Annotated in this window: 17 protein-coding genes; 5 read left to right on the forward strand and 12 right to left on the reverse strand. The window is 63.7% G+C overall.

Features of this window, described 5'->3' with window-relative positions; all coding sequences use genetic code 11:
• The first annotated feature begins 175 nt into the window (after positions 1-175).
• The 3 genes from QN224_RS04060 (at position 176) to mcpU (ending at position 5,216) form a co-directional block, all read left to right on the forward strand.
• Complete coding sequence (locus QN224_RS04060; RefSeq protein WP_283975630.1) at positions 176-1,957, forward strand: acyl-CoA dehydrogenase; 1,782 nt, start codon at positions 176-178, stop codon at positions 1,955-1,957.
• Positions 1,958-1,967: 10 nt separating this feature from the next.
• Complete coding sequence (locus QN224_RS04065) at positions 1,968-2,714, forward strand: crotonase/enoyl-CoA hydratase family protein (protein WP_283975631.1); 747 nt, start codon at positions 1,968-1,970, stop codon at positions 2,712-2,714.
• A 360-nt stretch (positions 2,715-3,074) separates the two neighbouring features.
• Positions 3,075-5,216, forward strand: coding sequence for a methyl-accepting chemotaxis protein McpU (mcpU, locus tag QN224_RS04070; protein WP_283975632.1), 2,142 nt, complete (start codon positions 3,075-3,077; stop codon positions 5,214-5,216).
• 48 nt (positions 5,217-5,264) lie between these two features.
• Here the strand turns inward: mcpU and QN224_RS04075 are convergent, their stop codons facing one another.
• From QN224_RS04075 to QN224_RS04105, 7 genes are all read right to left on the reverse strand, one after another.
• Positions 5,265-6,521, reverse strand: a complete 1,257-nt coding sequence (locus tag QN224_RS04075) for a class I SAM-dependent RNA methyltransferase (protein ID WP_283975633.1) — start codon at positions 6,519-6,521, stop codon at positions 5,265-5,267.
• Complete coding sequence (locus tag QN224_RS04080) at positions 6,518-7,273, reverse strand: TlyA family RNA methyltransferase (protein ID WP_283975634.1); 756 nt, start codon at positions 7,271-7,273, stop codon at positions 6,518-6,520. Before QN224_RS04080 ends, QN224_RS04075 begins: the two co-directional genes overlap by 4 nt.
• 59 nt (positions 7,274-7,332) lie before the next feature.
• Positions 7,333-9,246 (reverse strand): 1-deoxy-D-xylulose-5-phosphate synthase, encoded by a 1,914-nt coding sequence (gene dxs / locus QN224_RS04085; RefSeq protein WP_283976092.1) that lies wholly within the window; start codon positions 9,244-9,246, stop codon positions 7,333-7,335.
• A gap of 158 nt (positions 9,247-9,404) precedes the next feature.
• The gene (locus QN224_RS04090) at positions 9,405-10,328 is read right to left on the reverse strand and encodes a pirin family protein (protein WP_283975635.1); all 924 of its coding nucleotides are present in this window, start codon (positions 10,326-10,328) and stop codon (positions 9,405-9,407) included.
• Between the two features lie 205 nt (positions 10,329-10,533).
• Complete coding sequence (locus QN224_RS04095) at positions 10,534-10,785, reverse strand: exodeoxyribonuclease VII small subunit (RefSeq protein WP_173510640.1); 252 nt, start codon at positions 10,783-10,785, stop codon at positions 10,534-10,536.
• 3 nt (positions 10,786-10,788) lie between these two features.
• Complete coding sequence (locus QN224_RS04100; RefSeq protein WP_173510639.1) at positions 10,789-11,718, reverse strand: histone deacetylase family protein; 930 nt, start codon at positions 11,716-11,718, stop codon at positions 10,789-10,791.
• 62 nt (positions 11,719-11,780) lie between these two features.
• A complete protein-coding gene (locus tag QN224_RS04105) occupies positions 11,781-12,749 on the reverse strand; it encodes a zinc-dependent alcohol dehydrogenase family protein (RefSeq protein WP_283975636.1) in 969 nt (322 codons plus the stop codon).
• A 14-nt stretch (positions 12,750-12,763) separates the two neighbouring features.
• Here QN224_RS04105 and QN224_RS04110 point away from each other — a divergent pair, with 14 nt between their 5' ends.
• Positions 12,764-13,165: a thioesterase family protein gene (locus QN224_RS04110; protein ID WP_173510637.1), complete on the forward strand. Its 402-nt coding sequence runs from the start codon at positions 12,764-12,766 to the stop codon at positions 13,163-13,165.
• Here QN224_RS04110 and QN224_RS04115 read toward each other — a convergent pair.
• The 5 genes from QN224_RS04115 to QN224_RS04135 are packed head-to-tail and all read right to left on the reverse strand — an operon-like array spanning position 13,153 to position 17,709.
• Positions 13,153-14,346 carry a thiolase family protein gene (locus QN224_RS04115; RefSeq protein ID WP_283975637.1) on the reverse strand — a complete coding sequence of 398 codons (1,194 nt, stop codon included), beginning with the start codon at positions 14,344-14,346 and terminating at the stop codon, positions 13,153-13,155. The genes QN224_RS04110 and QN224_RS04115 overlap by 13 nt on opposite strands.
• Positions 14,330-15,829 (reverse strand): class I adenylate-forming enzyme family protein, encoded by a 1,500-nt coding sequence (locus tag QN224_RS04120; RefSeq protein WP_283975638.1) that lies wholly within the window; start codon positions 15,827-15,829, stop codon positions 14,330-14,332. Before QN224_RS04120 ends, QN224_RS04115 begins: the two co-directional genes overlap by 17 nt.
• Positions 15,830-15,833: 4 nt before the next feature.
• Positions 15,834-16,397: a biotin transporter BioY gene (locus tag QN224_RS04125; protein ID WP_283975639.1), complete on the reverse strand. Its 564-nt coding sequence runs from the start codon at positions 16,395-16,397 to the stop codon at positions 15,834-15,836.
• Between the two features lie 32 nt (positions 16,398-16,429).
• Positions 16,430-17,035: a CbiQ family ECF transporter T component gene (locus QN224_RS04130; RefSeq protein ID WP_283975640.1), complete on the reverse strand. Its 606-nt coding sequence runs from the start codon at positions 17,033-17,035 to the stop codon at positions 16,430-16,432.
• A complete protein-coding gene (locus QN224_RS04135) occupies positions 17,029-17,709 on the reverse strand; it encodes an energy-coupling factor ABC transporter ATP-binding protein (protein WP_283975641.1) in 681 nt (226 codons plus the stop codon). The genes QN224_RS04130 and QN224_RS04135 overlap by 7 nt, the downstream gene beginning before the upstream one ends.
• 120 nt (positions 17,710-17,829) lie before the next feature.
• Here QN224_RS04135 and QN224_RS04140 point away from each other — a divergent pair, with 120 nt between their 5' ends.
• Positions 17,830-19,029, forward strand: a complete 1,200-nt coding sequence (locus tag QN224_RS04140; protein WP_283975642.1) for a winged helix-turn-helix domain-containing protein — start codon at positions 17,830-17,832, stop codon at positions 19,027-19,029.
• The last annotated feature ends 6 nt before the right edge of the window (positions 19,030-19,035 follow it).

Below are 19,035 nucleotides of genomic sequence, written 5' to 3' on the forward strand. Positions count from 1 at the left end.
CCGCTCCAACGACTCGGCTTCTAATCGCTCTCGATGACAGTTTTGTTACAATCCTCCGCAGTTCGAACCGAGTGCGATTGACGTTGACGTTTACGTAAAAATCAATAGTCTTCCGTTCGACGAAGGACGCGCAGCGCTGTTCGACGATGGTTTCGGCTGCACGGGGAGGATGAGCATGTACAAAGCGCCGGTCGACGAGATCGCATTCACATTGAAGCACGTGGCCGGCATGGCCGAGGCCCTGGACGCCGGTGCTTTTGGTGAACTTGGTGAGGATTTGGTCGATGCGATCCTTGCGGAAGCCGGGCGCTTTGCGACGGAAGAGGTGGCCCCGCTCGGCGATGTCGGTGACCGGCAAGGCGCACGACTCGTCGATGGCGCAGTCAGGACGCCGGAAGGGTGGCGCGATCTCTATCACGGTTGGATCGGCGGCGGCTGGAACGGTTTGACGGCTCCGGAGGCCTTCGGTGGGCAAAATCTGCCGCACATGCTGCACGTGGCCGCGATGGAGATGTGGAATGCCGGTTCGATGGCTTTCGCGCTTGGCCCGACGCTGACCATGGGCGCCATCGAAGCCCTGGAAAGACACGGCTCCGACGCGCTGAAGGCAACGTACCTCGCCAAGATGGTTTCGGGTGAGTGGACAGCCACGATGAACCTGACGGAGCCGCACGCCGGTTCCGACCTGGGAGTGCTCAAGACCCGGGCCGAACGCCACGATGACGGCAGCTATCGCATCTTCGGCCAGAAGATTTTCATCACTTGGGGCGAGCACGACCTTACCGATAACATCGTCCATCTCGTGCTGGCGCGCCTGCCGGACGCACCTGCGGGCACGAAGGGCATTTCGCTGTTTCTCGTGCCGAAGTTCCTCGTCAACGCCGACGGCTCGCTCGGCCCCCGCAACGATCTTTTCTGCCACTCACTCGAGCACAAGCTCGGCATCCACGGCTCGCCCACCTGCACGATGATCTACGGTGACGGCAAGTTCGGCGATGAAAAAGGTGCGATCGGTTATCTGGTCGGCGAGGAAAACCGTGGTCTCGCCTGCATGTTTACGATGATGAACAATGCCCGGCTTGCCGTGGGTATGCAGGGTGTCGCGATCGCTGATGCGGCCACCCAGAAGGCGATCGCCTATGCGAAGGAGCGCACGCAGGGCAGGGCGCCGGGATGGAACGGCGAGGGCATGAGCCCGATCATCGAGCATCCGGACGTCGCCCGGATGCTTTTGACGATGAAGGCGCTGACTCAAGGGTCCCGGGCGATCGCCTATGCCTGCGCCCACGCGGTCGACATGGCGCATGCCAGCGAGGGCGAGAAAGCCCGTCATTGGCAGGAGCGTTCCAGCCTGCTGACGCCGATCGCAAAGTCCTTTGCAACCGATGCCGGAGTCGATGTCGCCTCCGTGGGCATCCAAGTGCATGGCGGCATGGGCTTCATCGAGGAGACGGGGGCCGCACGCTACCTGCGCGACGCGCGCATAGCGCCGATCTATGAAGGCACCAACGGTATCCAGGCGATCGATCTCGTCACCCGCAAACTGCCTTTGGCCGACGGCGCCCATGTGCGCGGCTTCATTGCCGAACTTAGTGAGATCGCCGCCGCAGTCAGGTCCACGAACAGGAAGGGCTTCGGCGAAACGGCGGCGCGGCTCGATGCTGCGATCGCCGATCTCTCCGACGCGACCGAATGGCTGTTGGCTGCGCTGGGCGGCGGAAAGCTCACCGAAGCGCTCTCGGGCGCAACCGCCTATCAGCGTCTTTTCGGACTGGTGTTGACCGGTACCTATCTCGCCAAGGGCGGCATGGCCGAAGCCGGAGACGGAAAAGAGGACGCGCGCATCGCGCTTTGCCGTTTCACGGCGGAAAACCTGCTCGCCGAAACAGCCGCGCTCAAGGATCGCGTCGTCAATGGAGCGGAGAGTCTTGCGGCCGCGCGGGCCGTTCTCGTTTGAGGGGGAACTTATGACCGATCACGTGCTTGTAGAACGCCCGGAGGCCTATCCCGGCGTCCAGGTCATCCGCTTCAACCGGCCGGAAAAGAAGAACGCCATCACGCGCGAGATGTACGCCAAGATGACGAATGCACTGGCGGTAGCGGGAGCCGATCCGGCCGTCCGGGTCACCGCCTTCCTCGGCACCGAAGGATGCTTCTCCGCCGGAAACGACATGGCCGACTTTCTCGCCTTTGCCATGGGCGGGACTATGGGAACCGAGGTACTCGATTTCCTGCGGACGCTTGCAGGCGCGAAAAAGCCGGTTGTCTCCGGCGTCGACGGTCTGGCGATCGGCATCGGCACGACCATCCATCTCCATTGCGACCTGACGGTTGCTTCCGCGCGCTCGGTTTTCAAGACGCCCTTCGTCGATCTCGCGCTCGTGCCTGAAGCGGCATCCAGCCTGATCGCGCCGCGAATTATGGGGCACCAGCGCGCCTTCGCGCTTCTCGCCGCCGGCGAACCGCTGGAAGCCGCCGACGCCTTGCAGGCCGGGTTGATCTGGAAGGTCGTCGATGCGGTCGAGGCGGAGACGCTTTCACTTGCGGCGCGCCTCGCGAGGAAACCACCGGAGGCGCTGCGCATCGCCCGTGACCTTGTTCGCGGAGACCGCAGCGATGTGCTCGCACGGATCGACGAGGAGGCTGCGCATTTCGCGGCGCAGTTGAAGAGCGCAGAAGCGCGTGCGGCCTTCGAAGCCTTCATGCGTCGCTAATTCCGCGAGCCGACAGCGCGTTCCGGAAGATCGCGTTGCGGGCGGATATCCCGAACTTGCATATGTCAATTTTAATCGGTTCTTAAATAGCGGCCGTTAGCGTGCGGCCGCAGTAGGCCTTCCCTGGATCATCCTGCTTTCAAAGTGGAAACACGGAAAAAGCGGGCAGGATGTTCCGGAACCAGAGCGCCGAGCGTCCTTTGCGCGTTCATCAGAACAGGCAGGCGCTTGTCGTGCGGGCGGCCCCGGCCGCATGAGGCATGGCCGGTCTTGCCTTCACGGCATGTCCATCATTTCCCGCAGTTTCGTTTGTCGCGTGCCGCGACCGATCCGCCATGCGCGGGGAAATCTCACGAGCTCATGTCCGGCGAAGGATGCCGGCTACTCCAGGGGAGCCCTCTCTTGTCCAAACGATCGAATCTCATGACGCGCATTCTCGTTGCCGCGTCCTGTGTTGTCGTCGGCGCCTTTGCAGGCTTTTCCGTCTACATCGACAGCCTTCAGCGTGCCACGACGACGAAGGCAGTCGAGGAGGACATTGCCTCGTCCGGCAATCAGGCGGCTCAGAGCGTCGCCAATTGGCTGAACGGCCGCGTGACGCTGACCGCCATGGTCGCCGACGCTGTCAGCCGCGTTGGTGACGACGCCGGTGTCCAGCCGGTTCTGAAGAACGATGTTCTCACCGCCGAGTTCATCTCCACCTATGTCGGCAACGAAAGCGGCAAGTTCATCACCTGGCCCGAAACGCCGATGCCGGAAGGCTACGATCCGCGGCAGCGTCCGTGGTATCAGCAGGCCGTAAAGGCCGATGCCCGCGTGCTCACCGAACCTTACATCGACGCCTCTAGCGGCGATCTGATCATCAGCGCGGCGGTGCCGGTCAAGCATGAGGGCAAGCTCTATGGCGTCGCCGGTAGCGACTTCTCGCTGAAGACCCTGGTTTCCATGGTCAATGCGATCGACGTCGGTGGCGAAGGCTTCGCGTTCCTCGCCAACAAGGACGGCCAGATCCTTGTCCATCCGAATGCCAAGCTGGTAACGAAGACGCTTGCTGATGCTTTTCCCGTCGACGCGCCGAAGATCGGCAGCGGCATCATGAACACCGAGCTCGACGGCAAGCCGATGCTGGTCAGCTTCGTCCCGGTCAAGGGGCTTCCCTCGGTCGAGTGGTATGTCGGCTTCGTCGTGGACGCGGACGTCGCCTACTCGGCAATCAGCCAGTTCCGCGTCGCCGCTACCGTAGCGACGATCCTCGCCGTTGGTGTCATGATCGCTTTCCTCGCGACGCTGCTCAGCCGCCTCGTCATCCGGCCGATCACCGAAATGACCGGCACCATGGAAAAGCTCGCAGCCGGCAATATCGACGTCGAAATCCCCTGCGAGGGGCGTCGTGACCAGATCGGCTCGATGGCAGCGGCCGTTGCCGTCTTCCGCACCAATGCCGTCGAGCGGGCGCGGCTCGAGGATGAAGCGGACGCCACGCGGTCGCTCACCGAGCGCGAGCGTCTGGACCGCGAGGCCCAGAAGGCGCGCGATGCGGCGGAAGTACAGCACGCGATCGACGCGCTTGCGACCGGCCTCGACCGGCTCGCCAACGGCGATCTCGCCTTCCGCATCGACAGCCCCTTTGCCGATCGTCTCGATCGCCTGAGGGCCGATTTCAACAATTCGGTCGCCAAGCTGCACGACACGCTCCGAGCGGTTGGCGTCAACGCCCGAGCGATTGATGCCGGCGCCAGCGAGATCCGTTCGGCCGCCGACGATCTTGCCCGTCGCACGGAGCAGCAGGCAGCGTCTGTCGAAGAGACGGCTGCGGCGCTCGAGGAGATCACTACGACCGTCAAGGATTCCGCTCACCGGGCGGAAGAGGTCGGCGCGCTCGTCGCCCGCACCCGCGCCGGTGCCGAGAAGTCCGGAGAAGTCGTGCAGAATGCCGTTCAGGCCATGCACGCGATTGAGAAGTCGTCCGGCGAAATCTCCAACATCATCGGCGTCATCGACGACATTGCCTTCCAGACGAACCTCCTGGCGCTCAATGCCGGCGTCGAGGCGGCCCGTGCGGGCGAGGCCGGCAAGGGCTTCGCCGTGGTCGCTCAGGAAGTGCGCGAACTTGCCCAGCGTTCAGCCAACGCTGCGAAGGAAATCAAGGCGCTGATCACGACATCAGGCGACCAGGTACGCTCGGGCGTGACGCTGGTCGGCGACACCGGCCGGGCGCTGGAAGCGATCGTCGGTGAGGTGCAGGAGATCAACAAGCATGTAAGCGCGATCGTGACCGCGACGCGCGAGCAGTCGACGGGTCTTCAGGAAATCAACACTGCCGTCAACACCATGGACCAGGGCACGCAACAGAACGCGGCGATGGTCGAGGAACAGACGGCGGCAAGCCACGGCCTCGCCCAGGAGGCGGCCGCGCTCAACGCATTGCTCGCCCAGTTCAATCTTGGCGAGACGCAGGCGGATCATCCGAGCGCCGCAAGCTACCGGCGCCGGGCAGCCTGATCAGGCTAGACATGAACCAAAAGAGGCCCGGCATCCGCCGGGCCTTCGTTATTTCTGGGGTTTTTCGAGGGTCGCGACCGCTTCCACATGCGCCGACCAGAGAAACTGGTCGATCGGCGTCACCGACGTGATCCGATAGCCCGCGGCGGTGAGGATTGCCAGATCGCGGGCAAGGGTGACAGGGTTGCACGAAACGGCCGCAATCTTTTTCACGCTAGAGCGGGCGAGTTCATAGCATTGAGCCTCGGCGCCGGCGCGCGGCGGATCGAAGACGACTGCGTCATAAGCCTTCAATTCCTGTGCCATCATCGGTCGGCGGAAAAGGTCGCGCTTCTCGATCGTCACCGGCTTCAGGCCTTGCGTGTTGCGTGCGGCAAAATCGAGCGCTTTCAACGCCTTGTCGTCGCCCTCGACGGCATGCACGCGCGCCCTCTGCGCGATCCTCAGAGCGAAGGTGCCGATGCCGGAGAAAAGATCGGCGACGTGTTTGGCCTTGCCGACATGCTCGAGCACCAGCTGTGCCATCGCTTCTTCGGCAGGCCGCGTCGCTTGGGTAAAACTTCCGGGCGGCGGTGACACGGCAATGCTGCCAAAGTGTAGTACCGGCTTTATGGGCTCGACGATGATCTCGCCATTGAGACTGACGCGCGCAATGCCCCGCTCGGCCAACACAGCCTCGACTGTCAGGCGACGCTCTCTGTCGCCGAACTTGTTGCCCTCAAAGGCGAGATCGAGGCCGGAATTGGTTTCAAGCACCGTGATGCGGAACGGCTCGGCATTCGACGCCATTGCGGCCGCGATCTTGCGAATGGTCGCGAGCCGGGAGACGATGCCCGGGCTCGTGATGGGACATTCGGTGACCGCCACGATGTGATGGCTTTCTGCCTGGTTGAAGCCGAGCAGCAGTTCTTTTTCGGTTCGCCGCGCAGTGAAGACGACGCGCCGGCGCTCGCCCGGATGGGCGATGACCAGCGGCGCCACCTCCGGCGTCAACCCCTTCGACTTCAGGGCATCGATGACGAGATTGCGTTTGAAGGCATGATAAAGATCGTCGGATGCGTGCTGGAGCGTACAGCCGCCGCAGGTGCCGTTGACCCCGTCAGGGCCGAAGTGACGACACTTCGGCTCGGCCCGGTTGGGGGAGGCATCCCTCACCGAGATCAGCGTGCCGTGCGCCTTGTTGACGGCAAGCGCAACGCTTTCGCCAGGCAGCGTGAACGGCGCAAAGATCGGCCCGGCTTCGGTCTGCGCGATGCCGTCGCCCTGTGCGCCGAGACGGGTGATCGTGACCGTTTGCGTGCTCATGGCTTCACCCCGGCAAGAAGGAATTCGGCGTTGCCGTCGCCACCGGCGATGGGTGAGGGGATGAGGCCGAGGCTCTGCCAGCCCATGTCCTCCACAAGCCAGCGTTCCAATTCCTCAGCCACGGCCGGGGCGCTCTCTGGATCCTTGAGCAGCCCGGCCTTGCTGATCGCCTCGCGCCCGGCCTCGAATTGCGGCTTGACGAGCAGAACGCAGTGCGCGCCGGGTTCGGCCATACGAAGCGCAGGCGGGAGCGCCAGCTTCAACGAGATGAAGGAGACGTCGGAAACGGCGAAGGTGATCGCATGATCCCCGACGTCATCCACGGTCATGGCCCGGGCGTTCAGCCCTTCGATATTGGTGACGCGCGGATCTGCTGCGATGCGCGGATGCATCTGTCCATGGCCGACGTCGACGGCGATGACATGGCTGGCACCGCGCTTTAGCAGAACCTCGGTGAAGCCGCCGGTCGAGGCGCCGATATCGATGCAGGTCTGCCCGGACGGGTCGAGGCCGAAGTGGTCGAGGGCGGCGACGAGCTTCAGCGCCGCTCTGGAAACATAGGCCTGCGCCGGATCGTCTATAGTAATGGCGACGCCTTCGACGAAGGTGGCGGCGGGCTTGGTGACGGTGCGGCCATCGACCTTGACGGTACCGCGCTGGATGGCATCGCGCGCACGAGCGCGGCTGGCAACGAGGCCGCTGTTGAGCAGCAACTGGTCAAGGCGGAGGGATATCTTGGCTTCTTCGGACATGCTGTCTCATCGCGCCTTGGCGTCGTCTCTTCGGTTTGGGGGTAAAGACCGAGAAAGTCTCAGCCTGCCGCTCCGAGGCCGACCGCTTGTTTCTGGCCAAGTGTCTTGAAGACGGTCGAGACGATGCCGGCCCGATCAAGTCCGGCCGCGGCATACATGGCTTCGGGTTTCGCCTGTTCCATCCAGATGTCCGGCATCACCAGTGGCCGCACCTTGAGCCCGCCATCGAGCAGGCCGTCCATCGCAAGGAACTGCAGCACGTGACTTCCAAACCCGCCGACGGCGCCCTCTTCGATGGTGATCAGCACTTCATGATGCCGCGCAAGCTGGCGGATGAGATCGTGGTCGAGGGGCTTTGCGAAGCGGGCATCGGCAACGGTCGTCGAGAGACCGGCGGCATCCAGGTCCTCCGCCGCCGTCAGACAGTCGGCAAGACGAGTGCCGAACGAAAGCAGGGCAACCTTCGATCCTTGCTTGACGATACGGCCCTTGCCGATTTGCAGGATCTCGCCGCGTTCCGGGAGTTCGACGCCGACACCTTCGCCGCGCGGATAGCGGAAGGAAATCGGGCCTTCGTCATAGGCGGCAGCGGTGCGTACCATATGTTTCAGTTCCGCCTCGTCGGCGGCCGCCATCACCACGAAGCCCGGCAGAGTGGCGAGGTAGGTCGTATCGAAGGAGCCGGCGTGCGTCGGTCCGTCGGCGCCGACAAAGCCGGCGCGATCGATGGGGAAGCGGACGGGCAGTCCCTGGATTGCCACGTCATGGACGACCTGGTCGTAGGCGCGCTGCAGGAACGTGGAATAGAGCGCCGCGAAGGGCTTGTAGCCCTCCGCCGCAAGCCCCGCCGCGAAGGTCACGGCGTGCTGCTCTGCGATGCCGACATCGAAGCAGCGCGAGGGGTGGACGGACGCGAACCTGTCGAGACCGGTGCCGGTCGGCATGGCGGCGGTAATGGCGACGATCTTGTCATCAAGGCTCGCTTCCTGGACGAGCGCCTCCGCGAACACCGAGGTATAGGCCGGCGCATTGGGCTTCGCCTTCGCCTGCGCGCCGGTGATGACGTCGAACTTGTTGACGCCGTGATATTTGTCGGCTGCAGCTTCCGCCGGCGGATAACCCTTGCCCTTCTGCGTCACCACATGGATCAGCACCGGTCCCTTGGCATTATCCCTGACATTGCGCAGCACGGGCAGCAGATGGTCGAAGGAATGACCGTCGATCGGGCCGATATGGTAGAAACCCATCTCCTCGAAGAGCGTGCCTCCGGTGACATAGCCGCGAGCATGCTCGACGGCACGGGTGAGCGCCCTGTCGACCGACTTGCCGAGATAGGCTGTCAGCTTCTTGCCAACCTCGCGGATGCCCATATAGGTGCGCCCCGAGGCAAGCCGCGCGAGATAGGCGCTCATGGCGCCGGTCGGAGGCGCGATCGACATGTCGTTGTCGTTGAGGATGACGATGAGGCGTGCATCCAGCGCGCCGGCATTGTTCAGCGCTTCGTAAGCCATGCCGGCGGAGAGCGCGCCGTCGCCGATCACGGCAATCACGTTACGGGTCTTGCCGTCGAGATCGGCGGCGACCGCCATGCCAAGCCCCGCGGAGATCGACGTCGAGGAATGGGCCGCGCCGAAGGGGTCGTACTCGCTTTCGGCGCGCCGCGTGAAGCCGGAAAGGCCGCCTTCCTGGCGCAGCGTGCGGATACGGTCGCGCCGTCCAGTCAGGATCTTGTGCGGATAGCACTGATGGCCGACGTCGAAGATCAGCCGATCATGCGGCGTGTCGAAAATCTTGTGAATCGCGATGGTCAGTTCAACGACACCGAGGCCGGCGCCGAGATGACCCCCGGTACGCGACACCGCATCGATCATTTCCGCGCGCAATTCCCTTGCCAGTTGCGGCAGATCCTTCTCGTCGATCTTCTTGAGATCGTCGGGGAACTTAACCTGATCAAGCAAGGGCGTCGCCGGCATAGGATTGGTTGGCAGTTGTGTCACGCTGCATGCCTCATGCGCGCCGCGGAAGGCGCGCGAACTGTTGATGGTGTTTGTCGAAAAGGATCTTTAGACGCAATCGCCGTTGAATGCAAAATTAGGCTTTCCTGCGACTTCAACCAAGAGCTTCGCGAAATTTAACTTTCGGGCAAAGGTATGAACTCTTCCTCGTCCCCCGGGACGATGTCGAAGCGACCGGTGCGCCACTCTTCCTTTGCCTTGTCAATCCGCTCCTTGGACGAGGAAACGAAGTTCCACCAGATGTGGCGCGGCGAGCCGAGAGCGGCGCCGCCGAACAGCATGACGTGACAGCCAGCGGGGCCGGCGGTCACGGTGATTTCATCACCGGGGCGGAAGACGAGCAACTGGTTGTCGGCAAAGTGATCTCCAGCGATGATCGCTTCGCCGGAAAGGATGTAGAGCGCCCGCTCTTCCCAATTGGCCGCAAAGGGCGCGCTCTTGCCCGGTTCGATCGCGAGATCCACATAGATCGTGTCGGTGAAGATGGAGACGGGTGACGCCGCGCCCTCGAAGCGGCCGAGGACCACGCGTGCGCGTACGCCGCCATCGGCAAGGTGCGGCAGCAAGCGTTCTTCGGTGTGCGTGAAGATCGGGTCGATCTCTTCCTTGTCGTCGGGGAGTGCCAGCCAGGTTTGCAGCCCGGACAGCGATCGTTCATGGCCGCGCTGGTTCTCCGGGGAGCGTTCGGAGTGCACGATGCCGCGGCCGGCAGTCATCAGGTTCACGTCTCCGGGGCGGATCACCATTTCCGTACCGAGGCTGTCGCGATGCTTGATCTCGCCGTCGAAGAGGTAGGTCACGGTCGAAAGGCCGATATGCGGATGCGGGCGAACGTCGATCGCCTGACCGGCCCGAAGCAGCGCCGGCCCCATCCGGTCGAAGAAGATGAACGGACCGACGAGGCGGCGCCTTGCGGTCGGCAGCGCCCGACGAACCTGAAGACCGCCGATGTCGCTGGTACGTGGAATGATGAGATGCTCGATGGCGTCGCAGGCCGGCTTGTCGCCGGCGAGCGGATCTGGACCAGGAAAGAAGGACATGGCGATCACTCCGGTTGGTGGCGTACAGGTCGAGACTATCCTCAATGCTGCCGGTCCGGTAGCGACAATCGGGAGACGCAGCGTTTCGCGATCCTGGGCGTTTCTCACAGGTCGAAACGCCAAGGGAGCAGCTTAGCCCGCTTGCGGGGAGGAGGTGGCCGGCTGGCCGGATGTGGGCAGCAAACCGGAAACGTCCCGTTGTTCACTATCCGGCGTCGAGCGGTTCCACACCCTGCGGCTTGCCGGCGCGGTCGAGGCGGATTTTCTCGATGCGGTCCTCGGCGGCCTTCAAGAGCATCTCGCAATGCTTCTTCAGCGCCTCGCCGCGTTCATAGATCTCGATCGACTTGTCGAGCGCGACGTCGCCACGTTCAAGCGCCGAGACGATACGCTCCAGCTCTTCGACGGCCTGCTCGAAGGAGAGGGTGGAAACGTCCTGTTGCGCGGTGGTGGTCATCAATTACCCTCTCATCAATCTCAGAATATGCATACCCGCCGATTCGGCGAGCCCCTGCAGGTCATAGCCGCCCTCGAGCAGGCTGACGACACGGTTGCCGGCGCTTCTGCCGGCGATTTCCATGAGGCGACCCGTTGCCCAGTCGAAATCCTCCGCCATAAGGTTGATCTGAGCCAGCGGATCGCGGTGATGGGCATCGAAGCCGGCGGAAATCAGCACGAAGTCGGGACGGAAATCATCAAGTGCATTCAGTATCCGCGTCCGGAACGCGTCGCGGAAATGCTCGCTGCCGCTGTTGGGCGAGAGTGGGGCGTTGACGATGTTGTGCTTTATGCCCGTCTCGTCCTTCGCGCCGGTGCCGGGATAGAGAGGCATCTGATGGGTCGAGCAGAAGAGAACCGACGGGTCGTCCCAGAAAATGTCCTGCGTACCATTGCCGTGGTGGACGTCCCAATCGACGATCGCAATGCGCTCGGCCCCATGTGCCTTCTGCGCATGACGGGCGGCAATCGCGACCGTGTTGAAGAAGCAGAAACCCATCGCCTTGTTCTTCTCGGCGTGGTGTCCCGGCGGGCGCGCGGCGACGAACGCATTGTCCGCATCGCCGGCGAAAACAGCGTCCACCGCCGCGGCGGCACCGCCAATAGCTGTCAGCGCCGCGACAAGGCTCTGCGGGCTCGCGTATGTGTCAGCCTCGAGCTGGTTTATGTCCTCCTCGGGAATCTCCCGGACGATCGACCTCAGGTGCTGTTCCGGATGGGCGAGCAGGACGAGGTCCTCGCTGCCCTTGGACGCCTCGACCCGTTTGAGCTCGGCAAAATTCGGATGATCGAGCGCAAGGTTCAGCGCCCTCAGCCGGTCCGGCCGCTCGGGATGCCCCTCGGGAACCTTGTGCTCCAGAAAGACCGGGTTTTCGTAGAGAAACGTGGTCATGCCGGAAAACTAGTGCGCGAACTGCCCGAGGTCCATGGTGCGGATCGTGAAAGTGCCGATTTTCAACAACGCGGATCCAGCAGGATCTTGCCGGCGCGGAGCGGGTTCGCTTGGTGCGCCAGTGCTTCGGCGAGATGGCTCAGGGGATAGGTGGCGGCGATCGGGCTCGCAAATAACCCGTCGCGCAAGCCCGCAAAGCTTCGCGCAAAGGCAGCCTCGAGCGCATCGCGGCCGGCCGAATACACCCAGGTTCTAAGCCACAGGAAGGCGAAACGGACGTCGGGGCGGCCACTGATCGCCGCTTGCGGCACTGGCACGCCGCTTAGAGCACCGTACTGCAGGAAGATCCCGCCGGATTGGACGGAACGCGTGATCAGTTCGCCCGCCAAGGTCCCGCCGACGGCATCGAGCACGGCGTCAAAAGCGAGCCGTGGCGGAGGGCTGTTGCCGTCTGCGACGACGATCCGGTGCGCATCGCCGAGGCGGCTCACGCTCTTTTCGCTTCGGACGATGGCGGTCGTCGTCATGTCTTCGAGAGCGAGCAGACGCAGCAGCATTCCGCCAATCGCGGAGCCCGCCGCGGTGACGCCGACGCTGCGGCCCTTGAGAGAGCCGAAATGTTCCCGCAACTGCTCGACGAGCCTCACTGCCGTCAGCGGGTTGACGTAGCTCGTGGCAGCCTGTGCGTCGTCGATGTCGTCCGGCACGGAAAAGCACCATTCGGCCGGGCGGACGATAAACTGCTGCCACAGGCCGCTTGCGCCGATGGGGATGACCCGATCTCCAGGTTGCAGGCCTTGTACGCCAGTACCGACGCGGCTGATTACCCCGACGCCCTCGAAACCGGGAACGAAGGGCAGGACCGTGCGCGCGCTGTAGGCGCCGGTCACGGGGATCAGGTCCGAGGGGTTGATGGCCGAAAACGAGACCGCGATCTCGACTTCCCCGGGACCCGGCGTGGCACGATCGACATCTACGAGAGCGATGACTTGTCCGGGATCGCCAAACTGTCTAACCAAGGAAGAACGCATCGTGAGGGCCTCGCATGGACGGCACGCAACGGGAAAATGTTACGGAAATCCGCATTCCGTTTCGCGATATAGACATGCACGGCCATATGCACAATGCGGCCTACTACGCGCATGCCGAAGCCGCCTTGTCCGGCCTCTGGCGCCATCGGCCGACCGTCAGGAACGAGCCCGCCTATCTCGTGCGCCGATCGGCCTGCCTCTTTCATCGTGGCCTGCGCTATGACGAACCCGCCCGTTTCATCGTCAACGTCTCGAAGATCGGCGGCAGTTCGGTGAGTTTTGCGGTACGTGTGGAGGCTGGCGGCCAGCTCGTCGCCGAGGTCGAAATCGTCTGGGTGGCGGTCGATCCCGCCCGCCATGCGCCGGTGCCGCTGCCTGCCGCCACACGCGAATGGCTGACCGGCTATCTCCTCTGATCCAGCCGAAGGCTGCGGAAGTGAGCAACCACGCCCATGCCGCCGCCGACGCCCATCATTGCCAGGCCCTCGGTTTGGGATGGGGCCGCAAGCATCTGCGAAAACAGCCGGACGATGAGGATCGCCCCCGACGCGCCGTAGGGATGTCCGAGCGCGATCGCGCCGCCGTCGCGATTGACGCGGGCCGGTGCGATATCGAGCTGGTCGAGACTTCCCAGAACCTGTGAGGCGAAAGCCTCGTTGAATTCGATGAAGTCGATGTCATCGAGGTCGAGCGCCGGGTTGCGCGCACGAAGTTTCGCCATGGCCGGGACGGGACCGAGCCCGAGCAGGCCAGGATGCACGCCCGCCGCCGCCGCGTCGACGAATTCCAGGGCAAAGGGAACCTCAAGCCGGCGTGCCTCGGCGAGGTTCGTCAGCAGTACCATGGCAGCTCCGTCATTGATCGGGCATGCATTGCCGGCGGTCACGGTGCCGTCCTTGACGAAAACCGGCTTCAGCCGGGCAAGCGTCTCGGCGGCCGCGTTAGCCCGGGGGCATTCATCGCTCGAGACGAGACCCGACGGCGTCGACACCGGCACGATCTCGCGCCGGAACCTGCCGGCCGTCGCGGCCGCAACGGCGCGCCGGTGGCTTTCCAGTGCGAACCGGTCTTGCCTTTCGCGGGAGATGCCGCAGGCGGTGGCGACATTCTCGGCAGCAACGCCCATATCCGGGTCGCCGATGGAATCGGGCGCCATCCGCGCGCGCTTCACTGGCTGCAGCTCCTCGTCGGGTACAAGCGGCGGGCGAAGGCGGATGTGGGCGCGGCTGGCGCTTTCACTGCCGCCGGCAAGATAGAACCGTCCTGCGCCGGCCTGAATTTGCCGCGCCGCGAGTGTAACGGCTTCCAGCCCCGAGCCGCATTGCCGGTCGACCGTCACGCCAGGAATGGCGACGGGCAGGCCGGCTTCGAGCGCGGCAAGTCGCGCGAGGTTGCCCGCGCTGTTGGCGGCGTTGCCGATGAGCACGTCGTCTATTTCATCGCCGTCGATGCCCGTGTCCGCGATGATCCGGGCAATCAGCGGCGCGGCAAGCGTGGCCGGTTCAATCTTGGCCAGACTGCCGTTCACGCGGCCGATCGGCGTGCGCAGGGCGGCGATAATGACGGGTATGCGTGCCGGATCAGACGAGGCGTTCAAGGGCACCGTTCCCCTCCGCGATCCATTGCCGGAGCTCCTTGGTGGCAATCTTGCCGGAGGCCGTCATCGGCATGTCACGGCAGAGCCAGATCTTGCGCGGATGCTTGTAGCGCGGCAGGGCGGCATCAAGATGGCGCGGCAGCGCCCCATGGTCGAATGCATCTCCGCGCGGCTGGATGACCGCCGCGAGCTCAGCGCCAAGGTCGGGGTGATCGAGACCCAGGACCGAGACGGCGCGGACTTCGCTGACGGCCGTGATCGCGGCCTCGACCTCGGACGGATAAATGTTGTTACCACCGGAAAGCACCATGCCGCCGGCGCGGCCGATGAGATGCAGCGTGCCGTCGGGATCAAGGAAACCGAGATCGCCGACCGTTGCGAGATTGCCGCTCCGGGAAAAGCCCGCGCCGTCGCCGCCGGCAATATAGCCATCGGAGATGAGCACGCTCTCGACGGAGATCGTACCGATCTCTCCCGCGGGAAGATCGTTTCCTGCCTCATCGAGGATCGCGAGACGAACGCCGGGGAACGCCTTGCCGACCGCAGTCGGGGCGAGACTGTCTGACGCATCGGCGACGCTGATGAAGCCCAGTTCGGAAGCGCCGTAATATTCGATCACCCGTGCCGCGGGAAAGGCAAGGCTCGCCGCCTTCCGGTCCGCAGGCGTGAGCTTGGCTCCGGCAACGGTGATCGCTTCGACGGAGGGCAGGGTGGTGCCCTCGGCCTGTTCGCAGAGCCGTCGCAACATTGTTGGCACCAGCACGAGCCGCTTGACCTTCCCGGCCGCGATGGTCGCCATTGCCTGCCGTGGGTCGAAATGCCAGGCCCCGACGAATTCCGCGCCTGCCTTCAGGGTTTCCGCAAGAGCGTAAAGCGTCAGTCCATGCGCGAGCGGACCGGGCGCATAGGTCGTCGTCTCCGCTCCGATGCCAAAAAAGCATTGTCCTGTTTCGAGACTGAGACGCCAGGAGCGGCGATCGCGGATGATCGCCTTCGGCTCTCCCGTCGTGCCGGACGTGAAAACGACGAGGAAAGGTTCGCCTTCTTTGCCAACAGGAATGGGGCGGAAGCCCTCGGTCGCGGTCTCGAAGAGTGCGGTTTCGCCAGTCGCCGGCCGTTCGAGCCGCAGCGCATCGCCCTCCGTATGAATGACGATATCGGGCCGCAGTTGCTCTACCATCCGCCTGCGCGTCGCCGTTGGCAGATGCGGATCGATGAGCGCGGCGCAATTGCCGCCTGCGGTCGCGGCGATGAAGGCAGCCGGAAAGAGCGGGTGGTTGCCGCTTTGGATTGCGATCAGTCGCGCCCGGTCCCTCAGAATACTACCGCCCGCCTTGGCGGCCATCCACTGTTCGATCACGCCGAGAATGCTGGTTGCGTCGGCGGCAAGTTGTCCGAAAGTAAAAATCCGGCCTTCGATGCGGAAGGCCGGGTCGTGCGGGCGGCTCACCGCATGACGCATGATTGCTTCGGCGAGCGGCATCGCTTCAGGCGCGGGCCGGCAGCAGCGGATAGCCGGCGTATACGGCGCGTGCGGCGAGCGTGGCGATGGCGGCTTTCAGCAGATCGCCCGGGATGAAGACGAGCGAGCCAGTCGCCGCGGTAAGAAGCGGCGTTCCGGAAACGGCAGACAGCCACGGCACGCCGATCGCGTAGAGGACGACAATGCCGCCGACGACCGAAGCCAGGAAGAACCCGACGAATTGGCGGATTTCCCGCTGGCCTTCATGAACGAAGCGTTCGGCGAGGAGGCCGGTGACAAGCGCCGCGACCGCCCAGCCGAGGATGAAGCCGCCAGAGGGGCCGGCAAGAACCGCCAGGCCGCCGCGCCCGCCGGAAAGCACCGGCAGGCCAATGGCGACGAGGAGGACGAACAGCAGGAAAGCGAGCGCACCGCGTTTTGCGCCAATGATGCAGCCGGCAAGCATCACGCCCATCGATTGCGCCGTGATTGGAACAGGGATGAAGCCGAGCGTGATCGGCGGAATGAGGCCGAGTACGACAACGATCGCGGCAAAGAGCGCGATGAGGACGAGATCTCTGGTGTTCATACGGTCTTACCCTTTTATTAGAAAGCGCGAATTCAATGCCGGCGAAATCCGCGAGCGTCAATGGCTGCGGCAATCGTATCCGCATCTTTGAGCGTCAGGATGATGAGCGGTCCGATAATCGTCAGCGGCCGTATCGGCAGCCCGCGCGCGCGATGCGCTTCGCGGATTGCCTCGTAGCGGGCGAAGATATCCGGAACGAAGCGCAATACGAGGCCGAGCGCAAGGCTGACGTCGGCAGCACGCAGTAGGCCGAGGCGCTCGAACGGCTTCAGGAGGAAAGTGATCTCGTCCATGAAGGCGCCGATCGTCGTCGTCGCGGTAACCGCAGCGGCGAAAAGCACGAGCGCCAACAGCCGCAGCAGCAGCGCGGCGACCTCGGGGACAGGAAGAAGAAAAAGGTTGATAGCGGCCAGGACGAGTATGGTGAAGAAGACGAAACCGACGCGCGCGAGCGCCTGGCGGAACGTCAGTCCGAGCGAGAAGTAGAGCCACCCGCAGAGCAGGAAGGCGGGTGCGAGCAGATAGAGCGATTGTGTCGCGAAGAGCGCGAGGCTGAGAACCAGAAGAGCAAGAAGCTTCGCCCGCACCGGCAGGCCGTGAAACCAGCTTCTGCCCTCCACATAGAGGCTCGTCAGCATTGCGCCACCTCGTGATAACGCTTGATCGTTTCGGCGGGCGGTCCGTCGGCAAGCAGCCGTCCCTCGTGGAAGAGCAACAGCCTCTCGACGCCTTCGACGAGCTCGAGGTCATGGGTGATGACGATCGTGTCCTCGTCGAGTGCATCGATCGTGTTGGCGACCATGCGGCGGTTGCGGAGGTCGAGCTGGTTGGTCGGTTCGTCGAGGATCAGGATCTTCGGACCGGTGACGACGACGCTGGCCATGGCGACGAGCTGCGTTTCCCCGCCCGAAAGCTCATGTACACGGCGCCTGGCAAGGTGCGTCACTCCGAAGCGCGTCAGCGCCGCCTCGGTCCGCGCGGCGATCTCCTGTGCAGGCAGGCCGCGATTCTTCAGCCCGAATGCGATATCGTCCGAGACGATCGGCATGATCAACTGGTGCTGCGGGTTCTGGAAGATGAAGCCAGCCTCGGAGAGGACGGCCCTGTCGTCCTTGACCGTATCGAGCCCGTTCACCGTCACGCGGCCTTTGCTCGGCTTGACGAGCCCGTTGATCAGCCGCGCGAAGGTGGTCTTGCCGGAGCCGTTGAGGCCGATAATGCCGATACGTCGTTCGTCAAGGGCGAGTGTCAGAGGATGAAGCGCGACCCGTTCGCCGAAGCTGACCGAGCAATCGGTAAAGCGAATATCCAAGCCTTGTCCCTCGCAGTTTGCGTGGTGGCTCTATAGGGCAAGTCGATCGGGAAGGGCAATGCAGCCGGCCATTCGCACAACCGTATTTGAAAAATGGGAATAAAAGCCTACTCTCCTGCCATGACGATTCGCCTTTCCAATCGCGATGCCCGGCGCATCTTCCTCGCGAAACAGGGCCTCACCGCCGCGCCGCATCGCGCGCTCGGCAAGGACGGCCTGCTGAAACTCATCAGCGACCTCGGCTTCGTCCAGGTCGACAGCATCGCAACGGTCGAGCGGGCCCATCACCAGATTCTCTTTTCGCGCAACCAGACCTACCGCCGCGAACATCTGACCGAGTTGCTGGAGAAGGATCGGGAGCTTTTCGAACACTGGACGCATGATGCCTCGATCATTCCGAGCACCTTCTTCGTCTACTGGAAACATCGCTTCAAGTGGGAGAGCGAAACGCTGCGCGATCGCTGGCGCAAATGGCGGGGCGAGGGGTTTGACGACGGTTGCGAAGAGACCTACGAACGGATCGTCAGCAACGGTGCGGTGATGGCCCGCGATCTCAAGGCGGACGGTCACGAATCCGGCGGCTGGTGGAACTGGCACCCGTCGAAGACGGCGCTCGAGGTGCTCTGGCGCCAAGGCAAGCTGGCGATTGCCCGGCGAGAGAATTTCCAGAAGGTTTATGACCTCACGGAACGCGTCATTCCCCCGCATCATTACGAAGGAGAGGTGAGCCACGAGGAATTCGTCGACTGGGCTTGCCGCAGCGCTCTCGACCGGCTGGGCTTCGCGACCCATGGAGAAATCGCCGCCTTCTGGGACCTGGTGTCGCCGGATGAGGCGAAAGCATGGGTTGCCGCACATCGGGACGAGCTTTGCGACGTTCTGGTCGAATCCGCCAACGGCGGTAAGCCCCGCCCGTCCTATGCCTTTTCCGGCTTCCCCGACGGCTTCGGCGACATGGCCGAGCCGCCGGCGCGCATCCGCGTTCTCAGCCCGTTCGATCCCTTGCTGCGTGATCGCAATCGAACGGAGCGACTTTTCGGCTTCTTTTATCGGATCGAGGTTTTTGTGCCGGAGGCGAAGCGCGAATACGGCTACTACGTCTTTCCGTTGATCGAAGGCGATCGGCTGATCGGCCGCATCGATATGAAAGCAGACCGAAAGCTTGGACGGCTCGATGTCCGCCGCCTCTGGCTGGAGCCGGGCGTCAGGGCCTCGTCCGGCCGCATGGAAAAGCTGGCTGCCGAGCTCGACCGCATCGCCCGCTTTACCGGCGTCGAAGAGGTCAAGCTTCTCGACGGCTGGAATGCTTCCGTTTCCTGAAAATTT

It is taken from the genome of Sinorhizobium sp. 7-81, assembly GCF_030124405.1.
Taxonomy (GTDB): Bacteria; Pseudomonadota; Alphaproteobacteria; order Rhizobiales; family Rhizobiaceae; genus Sinorhizobium; species Sinorhizobium psoraleae.